Here is a 24,008-nt window from a genome sequence, read left to right as displayed (position 1 = left end):
AGGGCGCCGCCGCGTACCTCAGAACGTCGCGACCTCCGGCACCGCCGGCGCCGCCTTCTTCACCTCGGTGCAGTAGAGCACCGGCCCGGGGCCCTCGCCCGCATACACAGGATCATCTTCAATACGGACCTTTGCAGAAACAGTAACCCAGTCGCCGTTTCCGAAGGACGCCGCCTCATCGGTCCATTTGCAGACCAGTCCCGCGAACTGAATGTCCTCGACGCAGCAGGTCATGACATGGCGTCCGAACACGAATTTGTTCTTCGGAATGTCTCCGCCGTTCACCAGACGTCCCTTCAGATGAAGAACCTTGCCGTCATATTTCTGCTGATCTTCGTTGATATCGCGGTACCATTCCGCATACCAGTCGTCCCGGATCGTGATGACCGGCTGCTCCGTGTCGAAGGGCAGCGGATCCGGAATCGTGTCCATCTCAACATCATTTTCGCCGTACTCGTAGAGTATCTGGCTCTTCCGGTTGGCGACCCGGACAATTTTATGGAACTGCATCTTTGTGGAAACGCCTTCCTCATCGACCTCATCCATTTTTTTGCGGTCACAGCGGTTGAACACCACAAGCTCCGCGCTCTTCAGCTTGTCGAACACCAGCTGCCGCATATTCTGATTATATGACAGAAATGTGCGGGCGTCCGCAAACATCATTTCCTGATAGGTCAGCCATTCTGCAGGCATAGCGCGATAAAAGCTGTCCAGTCCCCACATTCCGTTGTATTCTACAATTACGCGTTCCACGCGGTGCTTCTTCTGCAGGCTGACCAGCAGTTCCTCGCTGAGATCCTCTTCATTCTCAACAGTCTCAAAGAAAACATTCGTTCCGAAAAACTTAGAGGGGTGATATTCCGTCTCGCCCTCTTCGCACAGCAGAAACAAAGTCCGCTCACCCATATTAAAGTCCGGACCTTCCAGAGCCTCCTGGATGAACGTGGTCTTTCCCGACTCCAGAAAGCCTGTAAACAGATATACCGGTATTTCCATACTGCCTCCTTTGTTCTCCTTATAATCCCCGGCCGACTTCAGGCTACAGCGCGAAAAGCTCGCGGATGCGGTCGCGGTCGATTCCCGCGCCGATAACGCAGATCATACCGGTCGTCGCAGTGGCGCCTGTACGTACATCCGGTTCTCCCGGCACATAATCGAAATGGATCCACTGTCCGTCCTCGCCCTCTACGATACCTTTTGCCCGGAGCACCTGTCCCGCCTCGGCGATATTCTGAAGGCCGGTCAGTGCATCGCGTATCTGCTCCTGCGTATATTTATGTGTGGTCTCCGCTCCGAAATCCTCGAACACTTCATCTGCATGGTGGTGCCCGTCGTGATGATGGTGCTCATGCTCATGATGCTCATGGTCGTGGTGATGATGCTGCTCATGTTCATGGTGCTCGTGTTCATGGTCATGCTCGTCGTGGTCATGGTGCTCATGGTCGTGGTGATGGTGGTCGTGCTCATGCTCGTGGGCGTGAGCTGCCTCCTCCGCATAAGCCTCTTCACGGAGTCTGTCGAGCTCCGCGGACAAAGTCTTTTTCTTCTCCATGGTTTCCAGAATCTGCGCACCCGTAATCTGATCCCACGGCGTAGTAACGATGGACGCATCCTTGTTGTGCTCCCTCAGAAGAGCGACGCAGGCGTCCAGCTTCTCCTGAGAAAGTCCGTCCACATGGCTCAGAATGATAGAGCTCGCGTGCTCTACCTGATTGTTAAAGAACTCGCCGAAGTTCTTCATATACATTTTGCATTTCTTCGCGTCCACGACGGTCGTGAACCCGTTCAGCTGAATCTGATCATTATGCAGATCCTGCACGGCGATAATCACGTCGCTGAGTTTTCCCACGCCCGAAGGCTCGATCAGAATCCGGTCCGGAGAAAACTGCTCGATGACCTGATTCAGCGCCCGCCCGAAATCGCCTACCAGACTGCAGCAGATACAGCCCGAGTCCATCTCATTGATCTGCACGCCGGTATCCTTCAGAAAACCGCCGTCCACGCCGATTTCGCCGAACTCGTTCTCGATCAGAACGATCTTCTCGTCGCCATACGCCTCTTCAATCAGCTTCTTGATCAGCGTCGTCTTTCCGGCTCCGAGAAAGCCGGAGAAAATATCTACTTTTGCCATAAAAAAATCATCTCTTTCCGTTAATTTTTTGTTTGTCGTCTACCTTCTTTATATACCCTTCCGGCAGGAGGATAAACGCTGCGTCAGTAAAAGCGGGCCACGTTTTCCCTTACCATATTCATGACCTGATCCCAGCCGTCCACGCATTTCCAGTCGGAAGCGAGGTTCGCCTTCACCACTCTGTAAAGGTAGTCCTCATAGTAGCGCATCGCCGCGTCCATGTCCATTCCCCGCTTCTGCAGCTGACCCACATCGTATCTGGAGAACTCCATCCGTATCACGCAGCGACGCCGCTGTGTCCCGTCTTCCCTGCCTTTCGGAAAATCCATGACCGCCACATCGACATAATTGTACAGCGGCGTGTCCGGAACTAAAACAATTTCCTTCATCCTCTCGCCTCCATTATTTCGCGGACAAATCTCCGGATTTCGTACAGATCTCCGCCGCTTTTCTTTTTCGCCGGATCGACCAGGCTCAGTTTTGAGATAATCTCGGTTTTCTTCAGATATTTTTCAATTCTGCTGAAGCATTTATCCGCCCTCCCCGAGGAGCTGCACAGAGCGACGCCGATTTTCTTGCCCCTGATTCTGTTAGCCAGCAGAAATGTGCGGATCGGCGGGGCAATCGTGCCCGCCCAGATCGGAGAGCCCACAATAACCGCGTCATATTTCTTCGGGTCAAAGCTGTACGGCTTCAGCTGCGGCCTGGAGCCCAGGGATGCGGCAGCGCCTCCTTTGATGTATTTCATCGGGCCCGCGTCAGCATAGGGACGGACCGGCTCCAGACGGATCACATCGACCGCCGTCCCATCGCCGATCGTCTCCAGGATCCGCTGTATCACATACTCTGTATTTCCTCCCAGTGAAAAATAAACAACCGCGATTTTCCTGTCTTTATTCCGTATCATTTTTTCTCCTTTCCCGGGGAAATATCTGCTGAAAGAGTCTTTCACTCTCCTCTTTTCAGTTCCTCCAGGATTGCGTAGATAATCCCGGAGCCGTAACCCAGACTGTTGAGTCTCCGCGCGATACGTCCCCTGATTTTGTCCGGAACGGGATCCTCCGGCGTGAGCTCCGCGAGACGCAGCACCTTCTCCGCTTCCTCGCGGGCCATAGACGTCTCATCGACAGGCTGTTCATCCGCGTAGTCTTCATATGCGGCCGCGATGATTTCTTCATCCACGCCCTTTCTCCGGAGCTCTGCGAACACACGGTACTTTCCTTTGTTCCTGCGGAAGGCGACGACAAAATATTCCGCGCAGTATTTTCTGTCGTCGAGGTAGCCGTCCTCCCGGAGCTGCAGGATCGTCTGCCGGATCTCCTCATCCTCATAACCCTTCCCGCTCAGAAACGATTTCATCTCTGCGGCTGTCATCATCCTGTCGGCGAGTTTTCTTACCGCCGCTTCACCACAGCTTCTGTTCATGCCAGAATCCTCAGCTCGTATTCCCGTTCTCCGGAGGTGCAGAACGCACATTTCATCTCATCGGAGATCTCGATTTCTCCGAAGGCGTAGGGGCTTCCGCCGCAGTTTCCCTCATCCGTCAGCACGTCCGGCATCTCGCCGCCGAAGAGCCCTTCTCCCGTCATCTTGCAGTAGGCCTCCTTGCGCACCCAGACCCGGAAGAACCCCTCCTCGCCGTTCTCTCTCACGTAGTCCGCCTCTCCCGGCAGAAACCACCGGTCGGCCAGCCGTTCGTAATCGCATTCCTTCATCAGCTGCAGATCAAGTCCGCAGGGAGCGTCCGAGAACATGCACATCCAGAGTTTTCCGCTGTGCGTCAGGGAAAATTCCAGCGGAACCTCCGCAAAATAGGGTTTGCCCTTCTCGTCACGCACGATCTCCGCGTTCCGCGGATCGAAGTCAAGCCCGGCCTCCAGGCAGTGCCGCGCCGCCGCCAGCCGGACCAGATGCTCTCCTGCCTTCCCTGTTTTGTAGTCGCCGTCGTAAATGTAAACTGAATTCATGCTTCCTCTCCGTTCTGTTCCTTCAAAGCTTCCTCAAAGCGTTTAACAAAAAAACGGGGGACAGCTTCCACATCGCTGCCCCATACCCGTAATCGTTTTCATCTGTAATTGCATTATTCCTTCTGCTCAGCCGGTTCCTTCGCGGCCAGACGCTCCAGCACCCGCCGGTAACCGTCTGCGCCGTAGACCAGGCATTTGTTGATACGGCTGATGGTCGCGGTAGACGCACTGGTCGCCTCCTCGATCTCATTATACGTGTGCTTCTCCGAAAGCAGCCTGGCAACCTGCAGCCGCTGCGCGATCGCATGGATCTCGTTCACGGTGCAGATATCTTCAAAGAAACGATAGCAGTCCTCCCGGTCCTTCAGCGTAAGCACCGCGTCAAACAGCTCATCGATATCTTCACGCTGGAATTTCGATTCATAGGCCATTTCCAATGTTCTCCTTCCACCTTCTCTGCACTGAGTATAGCACTTTTGCGCATTAAAGTCAACGAACGCGCCGGTTATTTCAGCAGATCCATCGCCTTCTGAAGCTGCCGGTCCGTCGTGTCTGAGGACTTCAGCTTCACCACGTAATCAGGCCGGACACCCTTCCCGTTGATCTGATGTCCCTTCGGGGAGAAATACTGATGAGTCGTAAGCTTCAGTGCAGATCCGTCGCGGAACGGATATTCCGCCTGCATGATGCCTTTGCCGAAGGTCGTGACGCCGACGAGCTTCCCGCCTCTGTTATCCTTTACTGCAGCCGCCAGAAGTTCTGAGGTGCTAGCGGTGTTTCCGTCCACCAGCAGGACGTACTTCAGCCTGGTGCTGCTCTCATCTGAATTGAAGTACGTTTTCTTCCCGTTCCGGTCCCTGACATAGGTGATCGTTCCCTCAGGAAGCAGCATATCCGCAATTTCAATGCCCTGATTCGCGTAACCGCCGCCGTTGGCGCGGATATCGATGATCACTCCCTTAGGATTCTTCTTTTCCAGAGCCTTCAGCTCAGTTTTGAACTCTTCCGCGGTCTTTTCCGCAAAGGAGCTGATGCGGATATATCCGATCTTCCCTTTCAGCATCGTTCCCTTCACCGTGATTTCTCTGACCTCTCCCCGGATGATGGAAACTGTCTTCTCGGCGCCGCCGCGTTCATAGGTCACCCTCACTCTGGTTCCCTGTTTTCCCGTAATCGCCTTCTTCAGCGCCGTCGTGTCCGGATAGGTCTTTCCATCCACCTTCCGGATGATGTCGTTTTTCTTCAGCCCCGCGGACTTGGCCGGACTCTCGTCCATAACGTCGTTGATCACGTAATTTCCGTCCTCGTCCTCACTGAAGACGATGCCGATGCCGTAAAATGTTCCGTTGACGTAGTTGTCCCACTCCTTCGCCTCCTTGGCGGTGAAGTATACGGAATATTTGTCCCCCACACTTTTGACCAGCGCCTTGTAGATAGCGTTCATCTGCTTCGTCTCGCTGACCTTGTAGTAGCCGTTCGTGTTGATCTTCTTCTGGATCGTGTACAGCTTGCTGTACTTTTCTGCGATTGCGGCGTTCCGCCGGTAGGTGTCGCTGTTCACAAAGGCCATTCCGCCGATTTTACAAAACGCCAGGAACCCCGCGCCGGCGGCGAGAAGAGTCAGGATTACCGTACACACAATCACGCGGATCATTTTTTTCTTTTCTGTCTTTATCATCTGTTCCATTCTCGCAGTATATCACATTTCACGGACATTTTCCACGATCATCTGCATAGAGACTCTTCCGTTCCATTCCTTCAGCCCCAGAGAGCCGATGACCTCACATCCGGCGGCACCCTCTTCAGACACGGTTTCCCATATCGCGTCCGTATCCCGGAACACAACGCATTCCAGGCGTTTTCTGCCGCTCATCAGCTCGTAGAATCGCATATACTGACCGTTGCTTCCCATGCGCGCCGGATCCACCGCCCTGCCGCGAACTGCCACCTGCGGTTTTGCATTTCCGCAGCCGCAGGGCTCCAGCAGGGACAGCTGTTGAATCAGTTCCGGATTCACATCAGTGCCGCTCAGAGTCAGATCAGTCCGGATTTTCCGCCGGAAAATATCCGGGTTTTGCACCCGGAGCTGTTTCATCCGGTTCTCTGCATTCTGACGGAGCTGTGGAAAACGATCCTTCCGAATCGTAAAACCGCATGCCGCCGCATGTCCGCCGAACCGCTCAAACAGATCCTCGCTTTGTTTAAGCACCTCGTAAATATTCACTCCGGGGATGCTGCGTCCCGTTCCCTTCAGGCAGTTCTCGCCTGTATCTGTCAGAATCACCGTTGGACGGTAATACTGCTCCGCCAGCTTCCCCGCGACAATTCCCGTCACGCCCTCGTGCGCCTTCCCCATATCCAGCATAAGGAAAAGGCTCTCCGCCTGCTCCCGGTTCACCTGTTCCTCACAGCTCCGGAAAATCTCCTCCTGAATCTTCTTCCGCTGCAGATTGCACTCGCAGACACGCCGGATATTCTCACTCACCAGATCTTCATCCCGGGGCAGAAAAATATCCGCGGCAATGCGCGCATGCTCCATTCTTCCGGCCGCGTTCAGATGGGGGACGATAACAAAGGACACGTTCTCGGCCGTAATCTGCCCCTGCTTCAGACCGACCGCATCAATAAGTCTCGCCAGATTCCTCCGTTCTCCCGTATTAACCGCCCGGAGTCCGTACTTGGCCAGAGTCCGGTTTTCATCCACCAGAGGGACAATATCTCCGATGGTTCCGATTCCCACCATATCGAGAGTCCGGACAAGAAGGCTCTTCGGGAGCCCGGTTTTCCGGACGATTGCCTGACAGACCTTAAAGGCGACCCCGCAGCCCGCCAGCCACGGACAGGGATAATTACAGTCCGGCTGATTTGGATTGATGACGAGACAGTCGGCGATACGGTCCGTCACCGTATGATGATCCGTCACCAGAATCTCCATACCCAGTTCTCTGGCATATTCCACTTCCTCGCAGGAAACGCTGCCGCAGTCCACGGTAATGATGAATTCTGCACCCATCGCCCGAACGCGGTCAATCGCGCCCATGTTCAGCCCGTATCCCTCTTCAAACCGGGACGGAATATAATACATCAGCCGGTCCGTCAGAGCGGACAGCACCTCCGTCATGACGACGACAGACGTGATCCCGTCGGCGTCGTAGTCCCCGTACACGCAGATCTTCCTGCCCTTTTCTATGGCAGACAAAATTAAATCCACTCCTGCCTCCATATTATGGAGCAGGAATGGATCATGTGTTTTCTGAGGACGGTCAGAGAGGAATTCTGCCAATTCCTCTTCTGTCCGTATTCCTCTGTTATTCAGTAGTTCTATCAGTTTCGGCTGCAGCTCCATTCGCAGATTTACTTCCTTTCATCATGAGATTCCGATATACGGTCTCGGACTGATCGGCGTACCGGAGCTGTTGCGGACCTCGAAATGGAGATGAGATCCCGTACTCCAGCCTGTCGATCCCGCCAGAGCGATCTTCTGTCCTCTTTTCACTGTCTGCCCCGCGCTGACCAGGAGCCTGGAATTGTGACCGTAAACAGAGGTAAGGCCGTTTCCGTGATAGATGACCACGGCGTATCCGTATCCGCCGTAGGAACCTGATCTTACCACCTTTCCGCTCTGCGCCGCGTAAACCGGCGTTCCTGTCGGTACAGCCAGGTCAACGCCCGGATGGCTCTCATAACTTCTGGCCTCTCCGAAATGAGAGGTCAGCGTATAGCCGCCCGGCAGAGGGAAAGCCCACTTGCCTCCGGAGTAAACGACGCCGCCGGCGCTGGCCGCCGCGGCAATCTGGTTCTTCAGCTTGTTCTCGGTCTTCTCCAGCGAATCATACTTCGCCTGCAGCGTAGCCTTTGTGCTGTCTAGAGACGCCTTCGCCGTCTTCTGCTTTTCCTGCTCCGCGCTCAGCTCCGACTTCTCCTTCTTCAGCTTTGCTTCCTTCTCCTGAATCGCCTTCTTCTGGGATTTCAGTTCAGTCAGAATGCTCTGGTCATTGCTGAAGATCTTCTGCACCAGATCTACATTTGTAACGAGTTCCTCCACACTGTTGGAACCCAGAATCACATCCAGATATCCGATGGATCCGCTCTTGTACATATTGCGAAGGCGCTTGTTCAGACCGTCCTTACGCGCATTGATGTCCTTCTTTGTCTGCTCCAGTTCCTTTTCCGACTTCGCGATCTGCTTTTCCTTCACCCTGATGTCGCTGTTGATCGCATTCAGTGTTTTCCGTTTCTTCTTGATCCGCGCCTTCAGTGTGCTCAGTTCCTCGGAGATATCGTCCTTCTGGGCCTGAACCTCCTTCAGCTGCTTCTTCTGTTTCTTCACGCTCTTCGCCGCATAACTGGCCTGAAGCGGACAGAAACACACAATCAGAGACGCGATCATCGTAACAATCAGTAACTGCTTTCTTTTCATCCGGAACCCTCCCTGCTTACTTATCCAGGAACTTTCTCATTGAGATGATACTGCCGGTCGATCCGATTCCGACGCCCAGCGCCAGAAATATGATGACCAGATTGCTTGCCAGATATCCTGCCGGCACCAGCGGAGACGACAGAATTGTCATCACCTTGACGCCGATAGCGTCTACAATCCTTCCATAGAACAAATATGTCGCGCCGGCCGCGATCAGCGAAGAGATCGCACCGATGATGATACCTTCCACAAGGAACGGCCCCCGGACGAACCAGTTCGTCGCGCCGACATATTTCATTATGGAAATCTCCCGTGCCCGAGCAAACACCGTAAGACGTATGGTGTTCGCGACGACCACGATGGAAACGATAATCAGGAACAGCATGATCACCATAGCTGCAATCGCCATGAAGTTGGTGACCCGGGTCAGCTTGTCAACCGTTTCCTTATAATATTTCGTACTCTCCACCCCTGCGATCTTGCCCGCGGCCGAATTGACCCGGTTGGCCGCGCTCAGATTGTCCACCTTGACCAGAATCGAATTGGGCAGAGGGTTGTCCCCCAGGGAGTCCAGCAGATATCCGCTTTCTCCCCAGCGCTCCTTCAGAATTTTCAGCGCCTGATCCCGGGTGCGGTACTGTACTTTATTCACGCCGTTGATGTTTTCCAGTGTATCCATGATGGTCTGAGCCTGTTTGGTGTCCGTGCTGTCCATCAGGTAGACCTCAACCGTATCGTAGTCCTGCTTGACCATTTCCGTGAACAGGTTGACGTTGACGACGATCACAAAGAACATTCCGAGGATCAGCATCATCGCTGTAATCGCGAAGATGGAGGCCAGCGCCATTCCTTTGTTTCTGCCGATCTGGAGGATCGCCTGCTTGATGTTGTAGAACAGTCTAATCATCCGTGAAGACCTCCTCCCTGTAATCGTCATCCTCGTCATATCCGTACTGTCCGTAATCGTCCCGCACGATATGACCGGATTCAATGGCGATGACACGCTTGTTCATGCGGTCCACGATGTCCTTCGCGTGGGTCACCATGACGATGGTCGTTCCGGTCTCATTGATCTCATCCAGAAGCTGCATAATGCCGGTCGCGGTGTCCGGGTCAAGATTCCCGGTAGGCTCGTCCGCGATCAGCACCTTGGGGTTGTTGATGATGGCTCTTGCAATGGCCACACGCTGCTGTTCACCCGCGGAAAGCTCCTGCGGATACCGCTTGGCCTTGTCTCCGATTCCCACCAGAGTCAGAACCTGAGGCACCCTTTTGCGGATCTGACGGCGGCTCTTATGCATGATTTCCATGGCAAAAGCCACATTTTCAAATACGGTTTTCTTCGGCAGCAGGCGGAAATCCTGAAACACGATTCCGATTTTCCGTCTCAGCTGCGGTATCTGACGGTTCGAGAGGTTGGTCACATCGTATTCGCCGACCTGGATCTTTCCGGCGTCCGCGTCAAGCTCCTTCAGAATAAGCTTGATAAACGTGGACTTCCCGGCGCCGCTGGGACCAACCAAAAATACGAAGTCTCCGTTTTCAATGTTGACACTGGCGTTCTCCAGTCCAACATTCTCTCCGTACATCTTCGTTACGTTTGTAAATGTTATCATATAAAATGCTGTCCTTTGTACCTGGAGTATTTCTTAAGTTTTCTTAATAACTCGTATAGTATACCATGTTTTTTCCGTTTTGCAAACCTTCTCCGTATGAAGGTTTTGTGAAGGCGGTCTTCCCCGGGGGCAGGAACAAAAGCCGGGGTGCGCCGGCCGAAGGGATTACGCCGCCCGCGCGGCAAGGCACTCCGGCCGCGAATTTGCGCCGCCCGCGCAGCAAGACGCTCCGGCCGTGAATTTGCGCCGCCCGCGCAGCAAGACGCTCCGGCCGCGAAAAAGGGGCTGCGCACCTGCGATGATTCGCCTGATGACACAGCCCCCGTTCTCTGCAAAAGCTGAATATCAGTAGAGCGCCCGTACCGCCGCAACGATATCCCGAGCCGTCATACCATATTTATCTCTGAGTTCATCCGGCTTTCCGGATTCTCCGTAAACATCCTGCTGCCCCACCATTGCGATCTTCACCGGGCACTCGCGGGAGGTGAATTCCGCCACGGCGCTTCCCAGTCCGCCGATTACGGAGTGCTCCTCCGCCGTCACGATTTTTCCGGTCTCCTCTGCCGCTCTGCGGATGATCTCCGTATCCAGCGGCTTGATGGTGTGCATGTCGATAACGCGCACGTCGATGCCTTCCTCCGCCAGGTGGGACGCCGCGTCCATCGCGGAAGCCACCATGATGCCGTTCGCGATTACGGTAACGTCTCTTCCTTCGCGCAGCTGATTGCCCTTTCCGAGCGTAAGCTCCGCGTCCCCGTCATAGAATACCGGGACGCCGGCTCTTCCCAGACGGACATAGGCCGGTCCCTTCATGTCCACGACCTGCTTCAGAAGAATTTTCGCGCTGGCCGCATCACAGGGTGACACCACCGTCATTCCCGGAATGGTCCGCATCAGCGCCAGATCCTCAAAGGTCTGGTGGCTGGCCCCGTCTTCTCCGACGGTGATTCCCGCATGGGTCGCGCAGACCTTGACGTTCGCTCCCGTATAACCGATTGAATTGCGGATGATCTCAAAGGCTCTTCCGCTGGCAAACATCGCGAAGGTGGACGCGCACACGGTTTTGCCGGAGAGCGCGATTCCCGTCGCCATTCCCATCAGATTCTGTTCCGCGATTCCCGCGTTGAAAAAGCGGTCCGGGTACTTCTTCGCAAAGTCCTTTGTCTTGGTGGAACCGGAAAGGTCAGCGTCCATTACAATCAGATCCGGGTTTCTCGCGCCTTCCTCTACCAGAAATTCGCCGTAGGCGGCTCTTGTCGCAATCTTATCTGCCATTACCATTCACCTCCCAGTTCTTCAACCGCTTTCTTCGCCTGTTCCTCGTCCGGCGCCTTGCCGTGCCATCCGGCCTGATTCTCCATAAACGACACGCCTTTGCCCTTCACGGTTCTGGCGATGATCACCGAGGGCTGTCCCTTCACTTCCCGCGCCTCGTCGAGAGCCGCGAAGATCTGATCGAAATCATGACCGTCGATCTCTGCTGTATGCCAGCCGAAGGCCCGGAACTTTTCCGCGATGGGCGTCACTGTCATAACGCTGTCATTTTCGCCGTCGATCTGGAGACCGTTCCAGTCCACGATGGCACAGAGGTCGTCCAGCTTATAATGGCCGGCCGCCATCGCGGCCTCCCAGACGATGCCCTCCTGAAGCTCGCCGTCGCCGAGCAGCACATAAACGCGAGAGCCGTCGGCGTTGACTTTGTTCCCGATCGCCATGCCCGCGGCTACGGAAAAGCCCTGTCCCAGAGAGCCTGTCGACATCTCCACGCCGGGCACCTTCAGCATGTTTCCATGCCCCTGGAAAGGACTTCCCAGCTTGCGCAGACTCATCATATCCTCCACCGGATAATATCCCCGCTCGCCCAGCGCCGCATACTGCGCCGGAACCGCGTGTCCCTTGGAGAGAACGAAACGGTCCCGTCCCTCCATCTTCGGGTTCTCCGGATCGATGTTCATCTCTCCGAAGTACAGCGCCGTAAGAATATCCGCCGCAGACAGGGAGCCGCCCGGATGCCCGGAACCGGCGTGGTAGACGGCCCGGATCACATCCATCCGCACCCTGGCGGCGATGTTCTCATAGTACTCACGATTTTCTCTCTTCATCTTCGTCTCCTGTTACATCCATGTTGATAATTTCATCTATTGCATACGGCAGCTCCTCCACGATATCGCTGGCGATCAAGCCGTATTCGCCTTTGTCATCCGCCGCAAGATCTCCGGCCGCCCCGTGAATCAGCACGCCCGCTCTCGCCGCGTCCCAGGGGGAAAGCCCCTGCGCCGTCAGTGCGGCTATCACGCCGGTCAGCACATCTCCGGCTCCGCCTGTGGCCATTCCCGGATTCCCTGAGGTATTGCGCCAGGCCGTAACTGCTCCGGTCTTCAGCGCGGAGCTGTACCGCGCGACCAGCGTTCCGGCACCCTTCAGGATCGCAATTCCGCGGAATTTCCTCACAAGCGCTTCCGCCATCTCCTCCCGCGAGGTGGTCTGATCCAGGTTCACGTCCTCCAGCAGACGTTTCGCCTCTCCCACATGGGGCGTCAGAATCAGTTCCCCGCTGTAGTTCTGTGCGAAGCCCGTGAGCTCAGGTTCTCTGGCCAGCAGGTTCAGTCCGTCCGCATCGATAACCAGAGGACCGTCGTAGCTGAGCAGAATCGCCTTCAGCATCCTCCTGGCGGAGGCGGACACTCCCATTCCCGGACCGAACGCGATCACGTCATAGTTCCAGGGGTCGTTCCCTCTCCCGGCCAGCTTATCGGCCACCCTGTCCCAGTCAACGCAGATTGCCTCCGGAGCCGCGGTCTGCAGCACCTGGTAATTTGCCTTCGGCGTACAGATATAAGTCAGCCCCGCGCCGCTTCGCATTGACGCACGGACAGCGAGAACCGCCGCACCGGCCATACCTGACGCGCCGGCCAGAATCAGCGCCCGACCGCAGTCACCCTTATGAATATAGGGAGACCTCCGGGGGAGCAGCTTATGAACCGTTTTCTTTGTGATTTCATAGTTTTCCGTCATGTCACACCTCCACTGTCATGGTTTCTGCTTCAGTCCTGTCGTACTGTATTGCTGCCGACGATTTCCGGCCGGTCATATCGGCAGGAAAATCTGCGCCATCGCAAAGTAAATGCTGAGCGCCACCGCATCAGACACAGAGGAAATCGCCGGGTTGGCGATCAGAGCCGGGTCCAGGTGAATCTTCTTGACGATCAACGGAATCATGCTCCCGATGATTTTGGCAAAGATGACGATAAACACCATCGAGGTGCAGACCGTCAGAGCGATGCCGGGATTATGGATTCCGTCAATGAAATAGATTCTCAGATAGTTCAGCACGCTGAGAATCACGCCGATGATCACGCCGACACGCATTTCCTTCCAGAGCACCCGGAGCGCGTCGTCCGTATCCACCTCGTCCGTGGCCAGGCCCCGGATAATCAGCGTCGCCGCCTGGGATCCCGTATTTCCTCCGGTTCCCATGAGCATCGGCATGAACGCCACCAGCTCGATTACCTTGGACAGCGACGTCTCGAAGTTGGTCACGATACGTCCGGTAAAAATGTACGCCACCATCAGAATGATCAGCCAGGGCAGGCGGTTCAGCGCGTGCTGCCACACCGACGTATCCAGATACCCCCGGTCCGAATCATCGAAATCGATGACGCCGTTCATACGCTCGATATCCTCTGTCGCCTCGTCCTCCATAACGTCCAGAATATCGTCAAAGGTGATGATGCCGACCAGCCGGTGTTCACTGTCCACCACCGGCAGAGCCAGATATCCGTATTTCTTGAAATCCTCGGAAACCTCCTCCTGATCGTCGTCCACATCCTCATAGATGTAGTCCGTGACCATGATATCCTTGATTTTCACGGCGTCATCCGTCACCACCAGCGTGGACAGCGACACGATGCCGATAAGCTTCCGCCCCGTATCCTTGACGTAGCAGGTATAAATGGTTTCCGCATCGATTCCTTCTTTTTTAATATGCTCCAGCGCCTCCCGAACGGTCCAGTCCTTCATCAGCGAAATATATTCCGGCGTCATCAGACTTCCCGCGCTGTTCTCCGGATAGTTCAGGAATGTGTTAATCTGCTTTCTCTCGTTCTTCGGCGCTTTCTCCAGGATCTTGTCTACGATGTTGGCCGGCAGTTCCTCCAGAACGTCGATTTTGTCGTCGAAGTCCATCTCCTGGATGATATAGGTGATTTCCTTATCTGTAATCTCGTTGATGATATCCACCTGATCGTTCGACGGCAGATAGGAAAAAACCTCAACTGAAATGTTTTTCGGAAGCAGCCGGAACAGAATCACCGCCATCTGGATTCCGCTGTCGTCGATGATCTCCTCCAGCAGCTCTGCGATATCCGCTTCATTATATTTCAGAAGCTCGTCTCTGGCCCGGAAATACTGTTTGTCCACCAGCAGTTCCATGATTTTGTCGAGAGATTCCTCCAGCATGAGGTCCTTGTCTTCGTAATTATCCATTGGATTGTTCTCCCTTCTTCAGTATTCCCCTCTCACGGGGAACACGGGAGAGCATGCGCTGCGGGCCGCGGGCAGTCTTTCGCGGTACAAAGCATGATTCAGTCGTATTCTGCCGTGAGGTCAGGATTTGTTTTGCTGCACAACGGTACGCTGCTTCGATTGCCGTCCGGAACGTTTTCCATGTCCTCACTTCCTTTCTGAACTCAGTGTGCGCCGGCACAAATCACAGTCGGCATATGCGCCGCGGCACTGTTAACTGACCTTTGTCATCGTCCATGAAAGTCCGGCGGGAATTTCATGAACATACATTAGATTATTATACCGCAAAAGAAAATATGTGGCAACAAAATCAGCCATCAAATCTGTGTTCGTCAAGAAAAACAAAAGAATCAGAAAATCTTGCTCTTTCTTCCATTGACAAAAAAATCTAAAGTGTTATATTTGAGTTGTCCATTAATGTATACGCATTTTGAAACTATATTTAATAAGAGAAAAGAGGAGATCAAAATGGGAAATTTAGTTCAGCAGTACATTGATATTGCGAAGGAAAAGAATCCTGGCGAGCCGGAATTCCTTCAGACCGTAGAGGAAGTTCTCACTTCCATCGAACCGGTTCTGGAAGCGCATCCTGAGTACATTGAAGCTGGTCTGGTAGAGCGTCTGATCGAGCCTGAAAGAGGCGTGCAGTTCAGAGTTCCCTGGGTTGACGACAACGGCAAGGTTCATGTCAACAGAGGTTACAGATTCGAGTTCAGCAGCGCTCTCGGCCCCTATAAAGGCGGTTTGAGATTCGCTCCGAACGTCTATCCCGGAATCCTGAAGTTCCTCGGATTTGAGCAGATCTTCAAGAACAGTCTGACCGGTCTTCCGATCGGCGGCGGCAAGGGTGGCGCTGATTTTGATCCAAACGGTAAATCAGACGCGGAAGTCATGAGATTCTGCCAGTCCTTTGTTACGGAGCTGTTCCGCCACATCGGACCGAACACAGACGTACCTGCCGGCGACCTGGGCGTAGGCGGAAGAGAAATCGGCTACATGTTCGGACAGTACAAGAGACTGACCAACGTCTATGACGGAACCTGGACCGGCAAGGGCACGGAGAACGGCGGACTGGCCGGAAGAACCGAGGCGACCGGATACGGTATCGTCTTCTTTGCGAGAGAGATGCTGAAACACTGCGGCGAGTCCCTGGAGGGCAAGACCGTCGTCGTATCCGGATTCGGCAACGTTTCCTGGGGAACCATCCAGAAGCTGAATCAGCTGGGTGCGAAGGTCATCACGATTTCCGGACCGGACGGCTACATCCTGGACGAAGACGGAATCACCGGAGAGAAGGAAGACTTCCTGCTCGAGCTGAGAGCCTCCGGAAAGAACATCTGCGCTCCTTACGCAGACAAATTCCCGGGTTCCAAATTTGTCGCAGGCAAGAAACCGTGGGAGGTCAAGGCTGACCTGTACATTCCGTGCGCGACCCAGAACGAGGTTCACATGGAGGATGCGAAAAACATCGTAGCCAGCGGAGCTAAGTTCTACTGCGAAGGCTCCAACATGCCGACCACCAACGAGGCGATCGCTTACATGCAGGAGAACGGAATCATCGTCGGACCTGCCAAGGCGGCCAATGCGGGCGGCGTAGCATGCTCCTGCCTGGAGATGGCGCAGAACGCAGAGCATCTGATCTGGTCCAAGGAGGACGTCTACAATCAGCTGGAGGGCATCATGGTGAACATCCACAAAGAGTCCGCAGAAGCCAGCGAGAGATACAACCTGGGCTACGACCTGGTCAAGGGCGCGAACATTGCCGGATTTGAAAGAGTCGCAAAGGCAATGATGCTGCAGGGTATCGTATAATCTTGTTCCACAGATAACAACAGGGGCTGTTGCATATTTGCAGCGGCCCTTTTTCGTATCCCGCGCCCGGCTTTGCGCCCGGTTTTTTTCGGGTTCTTTTTTCATACGTTACGTCGGCTTCTTTGTTGACCCTCATAAAATTTCTATGGTATAATTAGTGCCTGCTAATGAAGTCCCCGTCGGACTTCACGGACGCTGACGGCTGTCTGTCAGCAGCGCCGCGGCGCACCATCCATATGGAAGAGTGCGCCGGCAGACACTAATTGATGCTTGTGCTCAGGGATTCGGCCGTTTCCGAATCCCTCTGCCGCAGGATTTTTTGGATGAAACGCCCGAAAACCCTGCGGCAGGCTACCGAATATGCTCTTTGTATTATTGATATTTCAAGCATATTCGGTAGCTGAGCACGCATTAATTAGTGCCTGCTAATGAAGTCCCCGTCGGACTTCACGGACGCTGGCGGCTGTCTGTCAGCAGCACCGCGGCGCACCGCCGAATACGCTCTTTGGATTACCGATATTTCGAGCGTATTCGGCGGCTGATCACGCAATAAATATTTGTGCATACGACATACCATGGAGGAACAGAATGGAAAAAGAAAAAACAATGGAACAAGAAGAAATGCTGAGCCCGCCGGAGACGGTAAAACAGAAAAAATCGGTAGATCCGATGGTAATTCTGGCGGTTATTATCGTCATCGCGGCGATCGCCACCTGGCTGATTCCGGCCGGCTCCTTTGACCGCATCGCGGTAAAGGGCGCGGATTACGACAAAATCGATATGGACTCATTCCGCTTCGTAACGCAGAAGCCGCTGGGCTGGTTCGATCTGTTCATGTCCTTTACAAAGGGGCTGCAGGGAGCCGGCGACATCATCTTCTTTCTGCTGATTATGGGAGGCGTTTTCCAGGTCGTGGAATACACCGGCGCGCTGCACGCGGGACTATCCAACCTGGTCATCAGACTGAAGGGAAAAGAGATGCTGCTGGTTCCGGTTAGCATTTTCCTGTTCTCTCTGATCTCCGCAACGGCGGCCTGCTGCGAGGAATATCTTGCGTTTCTGCCGCTGATGTATATCATCTGCGTTGCGGTGGGCTTTGACTCCATCACCGCAGTCGCCCTTCTCTTTGTATCCTCGGCCGTCGGCTATGCGGGAGGCATGATGAACGCGTTCACCGTAGGCGTCGCTCAAAACATCTCCGGACTCGGAATGTTCTCCGGAATGTGGTACCGCTGGATCGTCTGGGCGGTTCTGGCCACGCTGACCAGCATCATGGTCATGCGCCACGCGCGTATGGTCCGGAACCATCCGGAACGCAACGAAATGCTGGAAACCGACCGAAAATACGCGGAGCAGCTGGATCTTGGAGAGGTGCAGCCCATGACCAGAAGAGAAGCGCTGATTCTGGTCGTGTTCGCGGGAGCCTTTGTGGCCGTTGCCTTCTGCATCATCAGGCTCCACTTCTATATCGATGAAATGTCCGCCATTTTTCTGATCGTCATGGTGCTTGTGGCGATCATCGGAAAAATCGGGCCGAGCACGGTCGCCGAGCAGTTCGTCAAAGGCTGCTCCAATCTCCTCTGGGCCGCTCTGATTATCGGAATGTGCAAGGCCGTCACCAACATTCTGACTGACGCCGGAATCATGGACACCATGGTCTGGGCCATGGGCAATCTGCTGCAGGATCTGCCTCACAGCGTCACCGCCAGCGGAATGTTCGTCCTGCAGGATCTCCTGAATATCATGATTCCGTCCGGCTCCGGACAGGCCGCGGTCACGATGCCGTTTATGGCGCCTCTGTCAGACGTTCTGGGACTGAACCGGCAGGTGGCTGTCCTGGCGTTCCAGATGGGTGACGCCTTTACAAATGTAGTTACCCCGACCAGCGGAGAGCTGATGGCTGCGCTGGCGATCTGCCACATCCCGTACAAAAAGTGGTTCCGCTTCCTGGCGCCGATCTGGGCGGTATGGGCCGTCGCAGCGTGCGTTTTTCTGGTCATCGCGGTGCAGATCGGATATCACTGATTGCAGGCACGGCAAAGGCCGGTTGAAACGTGTCCGGAGCATCGGGCTGACGTGGCCGGAGCATCAGGCTGACGCGAAAGAAGCACGCAGAAAAAACATCGGACCGGCCTGAAGAAATTACACGGAGAAAACAGATGAAACGATTATTTGAATACAATGAAGAGCAGCTTCCACTGGCGATTTTTGAAGATATCGCTCAGATCCCCAGACCCTCCGGCGGGGAGGAACATATTGCCGCATATCTGACGGAACGCGGAAGAAAACGGGGGCTCGAGGCGGAAATGGATCCGGTCAGCAGAAACGTTATCGTCAGAGTTCCGGCGACGAAGGGTTATGAAAACTCGGAGCCGGTTATCCTTCAGGCACACACCGACATGGTCTGTGAAAAAAAGCCGGACAGCGATCATGACTTTCACGCAGATCCCCTCCGGCTCATTCTGGAGGGAGATTCTCTGCGCGCTGACCGGACGACACTCGGCGCGGATGACGGCATCGGCGTCGCTCTGGCTTTCGCGGCGGCAGAGTCCGAAGAGATTCAGCATCCGCCTCTGGAGCTTCTTCTGACGTCAGAAGAGGAAACAACGTTCCTGGGCGCAGGATCTGTAAATGCAGATTCATTGAAGGGACGCAGGATGATCAATCTGGACAACGCCTCCGAAAATCAGATTATTCTCGGAAGCATGGGCGGCACCGCGGTCGGACTGCACCTTCCGGTGCAGAAAACAAAGGCTGTCCCCGAGGACGGCATGGCCTTTGAGATCGTAATCGCCGGCATGCACGGAGGACATTCCGGCGAAGATATTCACCGGGGCTACGGGAGCGCCAACCAGCTGCTGATCCGGCTCCTCCGAAAGCTGGAGCGGCAGCATCAGGTTTCCCTCGCGGAGCTTCAGGGAGGTTCCTTCCGGCTGGCGCTTCCGAGAGACAGCCGGGCTGTCATCCTGACCAGGGACGATGTGACGGAAACCGTAAACGACATGAAGGCCGATTTCCTTCAGGAATATCAGCAGACCTGCCCGGAGCTTTCCATACAGCTGAACGCAGCCGGCGCGCGGGGACTGAAATACACATCGGAGGACTTTCGCAGGATCCTGGCGCTGCTGAGCGTTCATCCGGACGGAATCATGCAGATGAACGGAGTCTTCCCCGGAGTGGTGGAAAGCTGCCTGAATCTCGGATACATCGAGGAACGGGAACACGAGCTGTATCTGGAAACAGAGGTCCGCGGCGACTACCCCTCCACCATCGATGACATCGTAGAGAAGCTCGCCTGCCTCGCAGAGCTGACCGGAGCCTCCTGGGAAACCTTTGACTCCTATTCTCCCTGGAGCTATGATCCGGAATCCGCGCTTCGGGAAAAGGCCGTCGCGGTCTACCGTGAGCTTTTCGGACGGGATATGACCCGCGTCATGATGCAGGGCGGTCTGGAATGCGGAATCCTGAAGGAAACGATTCCCGATCTGGATGTGATTTCCTTCGGACCGGACTGCCGGGACTTTCATTCTCCGGGGGAATGCCTGAGCGTTTCCTCCACAAAGAGGACCTGGACGTATCTGAAGGAACTGCTGAAAGCGCTGAAATAGGCGCGGACAAGTTTTGCAGACCGTGCATGGAAAGGGAGGCTGCGGAAAGCGATTACCCGCTTCCCGCAGCCTCCCTTTTCGATAGATTAATTTACAGAGACTATACAGCCTGTGTATTACGGTTCCGGATAGAATCCTGACGGAGCCTCGGACAGATTGATCATGATGTTCTTCATCTGCGTGTAATGCTCCAGGATCACCTTATGCGTCTCACGGCCGATTCCGGATTCCTTGTAGCCTCCGAACGGAGCGCCCTCCGGTATCGAATTGTAGGTGTTCACCCACATGCGTCCGGTTTCGATTCCTCTCGAAACACGAATCGCCCGGTTGATGTCTCTCGTCCAGACAGCGCCGCCCAGTCCGTAGGAGCTGTCATTCGCCATCCTGATGACATCCTCTTCATCCTTGAATTTGATGACCACCGCGACAGGTCCGAAGATTTCTTCCTGTGCGACTCTCATATTGTTCGTCACATTCGTCAGCAGCGTCGGCTTCATGAAGCAGCCCTTCGCCAGCGCGCCTTCCCTGGCTCTTTCTCCTCCGCACGCCACGGTCGCTCCCTCGGAAACTCCGATATCAATGTAATTCAGAATCTTGCCCAGCTGGATCTCGTTAATCTGCGAGCCCATCTGCGTTTCAGGATCCAGAGGATCACCGACCTTGACCGCATTGAATCTCTTCACTGCCTCCGCGACGAATTTGTCATAGATGCCTTCCTGAACAAAGACTCTGGAACCCGCGCAGCAGACCTGCCCCTGGTTGAACAGGATGCCCAGCTGGAGACCGTCCATCGCCATATCCCACTTGCAGTCCTCGAAGAAGATGTTCGCAGATTTTCCGCCAAGCTCCAGCGTGCTCGGAATCAGCCGGTCCGCAGCGGCCTGCGCCACGTCTCTGCCCACCTCAGTGGAGCCTGTGAACGCCAGCTTGCGGAATCCCGGGTGCTCCAGCATATACTGTCCGGATTTTCCGCCCTTGCCGGTAATCACGTTGAATACGCCTTTAGGAATCACATCCTGCGTCAGCTTCGCCAGCTCAAGTACGCTCAGCGGCGTAGAGCTCGACGTTTTGAATACGGTGCAGCAGCCGCTTGCCAGTACCGGCGCCAGCTTCCACGCCGCCATCAGGAACGGGAAGTTCCACGGAACAATCTGTCCGACCACGCCGATCGGTTCCCTGAGAATCAGGCTCAGCGTATCCTCGCCCAGCATCGTCGCACTGCCCTCTTCAGCCATGATGCAGCCCGCGAAATATCTGAAGTGATCCGCAGACATCGGAATATCAATAGCCAGACACTCTCTGATCGGTTTTCCATTGTCCATGGACTCTACAGTAGCAAGAAATTCTTTGTTCTCATCGATAATATCCGCAACCTTATTCAGGATCACCGCTCTTTCATTCACAGTCGTCTTCTTCCAGCTGTCAAACGCCTTCCACGCCTCCTTCACAGCGAGATCCACATCCTCCCTGGTCGCCTCCGCGCAGCTCGCCAGAACCTCACCGGTCGCCGGATTCGTTGTCTTGAAGGTCGCACCGTCTGAAGCCTTTCTCCATTCTCCGCCGATAAAAAGCTCGTACTCATCCTGTAATTTAACCTTATCCATAGTTTACCTCCTTGGACCCTTCGGTCTTCTTCCTTTTGTACAAATTATAGTACAAGAGTTTTCAGAGTACAAGCATAGTTTAGATTTTAACAAAATTTTCTGTTAATTAGATAATTTTCTGACAATGCTTTGTCAAACTTTCAACAACTGTTTTTTTCACTTCGCAGTTCATGTTATTTTGTTCACAAAATAAAACACAGTGCAGGAATTCTGTTCATCCGCTGACAAAATCTCCCCCCACGTATCATAAAGGGACGCCTGCGTCCCGGACCGGATGCGGCGTCCCCTGATCATTTCGAAGTATTTTGTTATTATAAATTCATTTGTTACTGCAAATTCAGCCGGTATTTCATAATTCCCCATGTAATGACGTAATATATCGCGCCGAACGCGAGGCCGAAGACGCTCAGTCCCAGCGACTGAGGCGTAAAGACATGCATCCCGATTTCAGGCATATTGCCTGCGACAGACATCGACATGTTGGTAAAGGAATCCATCCCGAAGGTATTCAGAACGACCGCCTCGATGATCGTAAAACCGATAAAGGCCGCGATCCCGCTGACATTCTGCGCTTTGGGCACCAGATGCCCTACGCTGATCGACGCGTAAATCCGCAGCGCGAGACTGCCGGCGATAACCACCGCCATAATAATGATGCTCACGATGTCGAGAGGCGTAATATCAACCTTCACTTTTCTGATCGTCTCAATGGCCATCCCTACATTTCCCACGCCCATCACAGGCACCATCATGAATACCAGTGCAAAGACGCCCGCGACTGCGGAGAAGAAAAACCAGATCAGGGCTGAAATGGTTTTATTCCAGATATGCGTCGAAATAGAGGCCGGTACGGTAAGAGTCAGATAACCCTCACTGCCGTAAATATTTTTGTTAAACCTCTGGACGATCATTACCAGCGTCATGATGCCCACAATCGTGGAAACCAGCACCAGCAACAGCGTTGTAAACGCTATAATCGTCTTATACATATCCATGTCCGGGTCTGACGCCATTAACGCCCCGAATACCACAGACAAAATCAGCAGCGCCGCATACAGCGGGAGCATGATACGCCCCACAGCACGAATCTCATATTTCAGCAATTTCCCTAACATTTGAATACCTCCCTGAACAAAGCATCAACACTCATCCCTTTTTCTGCTCTGATATCGTCCGCCTTCCCGTGCAGAACGATGTCCCCTTCTTTTATAAATATCACGTCGTCCAGAATCGATTCCACATCGGAAATCAGATGCGTCGAGATCATCACCACAGCCCTCGAGTTGTAGTTGGAGATGATCGTCCGCAGGATGTAATCTCTGGCAGCCGGATCCACCCCTCCGATCGGCTCGTCCAGAAGATATACCTGCGCCTCTCTGCTCATGCACAGCACCAGTTGCACCTTTTCTCTGGTCCCCTTTGACATGCTGCGAATCGTCATGTCCGGCTGTATCCCCAGCGACCGGAACATTTTAATCGCCTTGCTCTCATTGAAATCCCGGAAAAAATCCGCATAATACCTCATCAGCGCTTCCACCTTCATATATCCCGGCAGAAACTCCTGATCCGGCAGATAGGCGACGATTGATTTCGTCGCCGGTCCCGGTGTGTTCCCGTTAATCCGGAGCTCTCCCCCGTTCGGCGTCAGCAGACCGTTTGCCAGTTTGATAAAGGTCGTTTTCCCGGACCCGTTCGGACCCAGCAGCCCTACAATCTGCCCCGCCTCGATATCCAGATCGATTCCCTTCAGCGCAGGCACTGCGCCATAATACTTTGTCAGACCGTTACATTGAATGATTCCCATTTTCTTCTCCCCCTGTCTCCCGGCTCCATCTGGTCACAGCTTCCCGGATTTCCTGATCCGTCATGCCGATTTTGCGGAGCCGTTCAAAAAACTCTGCGATATACGTTTCTGCCAGCTTCTCATGTAATTCCTTCAAGACTTTTTCCTCCTTTGTTACAAAGCGCCCGGCGGTTCTCTCAGAGAACACCAGTCCCCGCCGCTCTAACTCTCCCAGCGCCCGCTGCATCGTGTTCGGGTTGACTCCCGCGTCTGTCGCGAGATCCCGCACCGACGGAAGGCGGTCACCGGGTCTGAAGGCGTTGCTGGCGATCTTCATGCTCATCTGGTCAACAATCTGTGAATAGATCGGCTGACCTCCTTCAAATTTCCATTCCATTTATTTCCTCCTGATTTCCTCCATCCCGTGACACATGATCGCGATCTGTGTTACTGTATTATGTACTTAGTACACTAACACATTAATACATGTCTGTCAACCCCTTCTCTGAAAAAAAAGGTAATCGCATTAAAAAGCGCATTAAT

23 protein-coding genes are annotated in these 24,008 nt (G+C 54.2%); 3 read left to right on the top strand and 20 right to left on the bottom strand.

Annotation, left to right across the window (positions count from 1 at the left end; genetic code table 11):
• Positions 1-18: 18 nt before the first annotated feature.
• The 16 genes from BHK98_RS12860 to mgtE all read right to left on the bottom strand — a co-directional run bounded on the left by BHK98_RS12860 (position 19) and on the right by mgtE (position 14,619).
• On the bottom strand, positions 19-996 hold the full coding sequence (locus BHK98_RS12860; protein ID WP_075714799.1) for a TIGR03943 family putative permease subunit: 978 nt from the start codon (positions 994-996) through the stop codon (positions 19-21).
• Between the two features lie 43 nt (positions 997-1,039).
• Complete coding sequence (locus BHK98_RS12855) at positions 1,040-2,131, bottom strand: CobW family GTP-binding protein (RefSeq protein WP_075714798.1); 1,092 nt, start codon at positions 2,129-2,131, stop codon at positions 1,040-1,042.
• Between the two features lie 83 nt (positions 2,132-2,214).
• The gene (locus BHK98_RS12850) at positions 2,215-2,520 is read right to left on the bottom strand and encodes a hypothetical protein (protein WP_075714796.1); all 306 of its coding nucleotides are present in this window, start codon (positions 2,518-2,520) and stop codon (positions 2,215-2,217) included.
• Positions 2,517-3,038, bottom strand: coding sequence for a flavodoxin family protein (locus BHK98_RS12845; protein ID WP_143404597.1), 522 nt, complete (start codon positions 3,036-3,038; stop codon positions 2,517-2,519). The genes BHK98_RS12850 and BHK98_RS12845 overlap by 4 nt, the downstream gene beginning before the upstream one ends.
• A gap of 41 nt (positions 3,039-3,079) precedes the next feature.
• Positions 3,080-3,556, bottom strand: a complete 477-nt coding sequence (locus tag BHK98_RS12840; protein ID WP_075714792.1) for a regulatory protein RecX — start codon at positions 3,554-3,556, stop codon at positions 3,080-3,082.
• A complete protein-coding gene (locus BHK98_RS12835; protein WP_075714791.1) occupies positions 3,553-4,098 on the bottom strand; it encodes a 4'-phosphopantetheinyl transferase family protein in 546 nt (181 codons plus the stop codon). Before BHK98_RS12835 ends, BHK98_RS12840 begins: the two co-directional genes overlap by 4 nt.
• Before the next feature lie 113 nt (positions 4,099-4,211).
• Positions 4,212-4,529, bottom strand: a complete 318-nt coding sequence (locus BHK98_RS12830) for a YerC/YecD family TrpR-related protein (protein WP_075714789.1) — start codon at positions 4,527-4,529, stop codon at positions 4,212-4,214.
• A 74-nt stretch (positions 4,530-4,603) separates the two neighbouring features.
• The gene (locus BHK98_RS12825) at positions 4,604-5,776 is read right to left on the bottom strand and encodes a S41 family peptidase (protein WP_158024503.1); all 1,173 of its coding nucleotides are present in this window, start codon (positions 5,774-5,776) and stop codon (positions 4,604-4,606) included.
• Between the two features lie 21 nt (positions 5,777-5,797).
• Complete coding sequence (gene recJ, locus BHK98_RS12820; protein WP_075714785.1) at positions 5,798-7,444, bottom strand: single-stranded-DNA-specific exonuclease RecJ; 1,647 nt, start codon at positions 7,442-7,444, stop codon at positions 5,798-5,800.
• Between the two features lie 21 nt (positions 7,445-7,465).
• Positions 7,466-8,518 carry a murein hydrolase activator EnvC family protein gene (locus BHK98_RS12815; protein ID WP_075714783.1) on the bottom strand — a complete coding sequence of 351 codons (1,053 nt, stop codon included), beginning with the start codon at positions 8,516-8,518 and terminating at the stop codon, positions 7,466-7,468.
• 16 nt (positions 8,519-8,534) lie between these two features.
• Positions 8,535-9,425 (bottom strand): permease-like cell division protein FtsX, encoded by an 891-nt coding sequence (gene ftsX, locus BHK98_RS12810; RefSeq protein WP_075714781.1) that lies wholly within the window; start codon positions 9,423-9,425, stop codon positions 8,535-8,537.
• On the bottom strand, positions 9,418-10,134 hold the full coding sequence (ftsE, locus tag BHK98_RS12805) for a cell division ATP-binding protein FtsE (protein ID WP_075714779.1): 717 nt from the start codon (positions 10,132-10,134) through the stop codon (positions 9,418-9,420). The genes ftsX and ftsE overlap by 8 nt, the downstream gene beginning before the upstream one ends.
• Positions 10,135-10,479: 345 nt before the next feature.
• Positions 10,480-11,409: a transketolase family protein gene (locus BHK98_RS12800; RefSeq protein WP_075714777.1), complete on the bottom strand. Its 930-nt coding sequence runs from the start codon at positions 11,407-11,409 to the stop codon at positions 10,480-10,482.
• Complete coding sequence (locus BHK98_RS12795) at positions 11,409-12,236, bottom strand: transketolase (RefSeq protein ID WP_075714775.1); 828 nt, start codon at positions 12,234-12,236, stop codon at positions 11,409-11,411. Before BHK98_RS12795 ends, BHK98_RS12800 begins: the two co-directional genes overlap by 1 nt.
• Entirely contained in the window at positions 12,217-13,149 is a 933-nt protein-coding gene (locus BHK98_RS12790) for an NAD(P)H-hydrate dehydratase (RefSeq protein WP_075714773.1), read from the bottom strand. The genes BHK98_RS12795 and BHK98_RS12790 overlap by 20 nt, the downstream gene beginning before the upstream one ends.
• Positions 13,150-13,221: 72 nt before the next feature.
• Positions 13,222-14,619, bottom strand: coding sequence for a magnesium transporter (mgtE, locus tag BHK98_RS12785; protein ID WP_083628316.1), 1,398 nt, complete (start codon positions 14,617-14,619; stop codon positions 13,222-13,224).
• Between the two features lie 507 nt (positions 14,620-15,126).
• Here mgtE and gdhA point away from each other — a divergent pair.
• The 3 genes from gdhA (at position 15,127) to pepD (ending at position 20,078) form a co-directional block, all read left to right on the top strand.
• Positions 15,127-16,470, top strand: coding sequence for an NADP-specific glutamate dehydrogenase (gene gdhA, locus BHK98_RS12780; protein ID WP_075714771.1), 1,344 nt, complete (start codon positions 15,127-15,129; stop codon positions 16,468-16,470).
• Between the two features lie 588 nt (positions 16,471-17,058).
• Positions 17,059-18,495 carry a YfcC family protein gene (locus tag BHK98_RS12775; protein WP_245796901.1) on the top strand — a complete coding sequence of 479 codons (1,437 nt, stop codon included), beginning with the start codon at positions 17,059-17,061 and terminating at the stop codon, positions 18,493-18,495.
• 134 nt (positions 18,496-18,629) lie between these two features.
• Positions 18,630-20,078, top strand: a complete 1,449-nt coding sequence (gene pepD / locus BHK98_RS12770) for a beta-Ala-His dipeptidase (protein WP_075714769.1) — start codon at positions 18,630-18,632, stop codon at positions 20,076-20,078.
• A gap of 116 nt (positions 20,079-20,194) precedes the next feature.
• On the opposite strand, the gene BHK98_RS12765 is transcribed toward pepD, so the two are convergent.
• The 4 genes from BHK98_RS12765 to BHK98_RS12750 all read right to left on the bottom strand — a co-directional run bounded on the left by BHK98_RS12765 (position 20,195) and on the right by BHK98_RS12750 (position 23,862).
• The gene (locus BHK98_RS12765) at positions 20,195-21,682 is read right to left on the bottom strand and encodes an aldehyde dehydrogenase family protein (RefSeq protein WP_075714767.1); all 1,488 of its coding nucleotides are present in this window, start codon (positions 21,680-21,682) and stop codon (positions 20,195-20,197) included.
• Between the two features lie 326 nt (positions 21,683-22,008).
• Complete coding sequence (locus BHK98_RS12760; protein ID WP_075714765.1) at positions 22,009-22,797, bottom strand: hypothetical protein; 789 nt, start codon at positions 22,795-22,797, stop codon at positions 22,009-22,011.
• On the bottom strand, positions 22,791-23,486 hold the full coding sequence (locus tag BHK98_RS12755; RefSeq protein WP_075714763.1) for an ABC transporter ATP-binding protein: 696 nt from the start codon (positions 23,484-23,486) through the stop codon (positions 22,791-22,793). The genes BHK98_RS12760 and BHK98_RS12755 overlap by 7 nt, the downstream gene beginning before the upstream one ends.
• The gene (locus BHK98_RS12750) at positions 23,467-23,862 is read right to left on the bottom strand and encodes a GntR family transcriptional regulator (protein WP_075714761.1); all 396 of its coding nucleotides are present in this window, start codon (positions 23,860-23,862) and stop codon (positions 23,467-23,469) included. Before BHK98_RS12750 ends, BHK98_RS12755 begins: the two co-directional genes overlap by 20 nt.
• Positions 23,863-24,008: the final 146 nt, after the last annotated feature.

This window comes from Hornefia porci (assembly GCF_001940235.1).
In the GTDB taxonomy this organism is placed as follows: Bacteria; Bacillota; Clostridia; order Peptostreptococcales; family Anaerovoracaceae; genus Aminicella; species Aminicella porci.
This window is presented reverse-complemented; position numbering and strand designations above follow the sequence as displayed.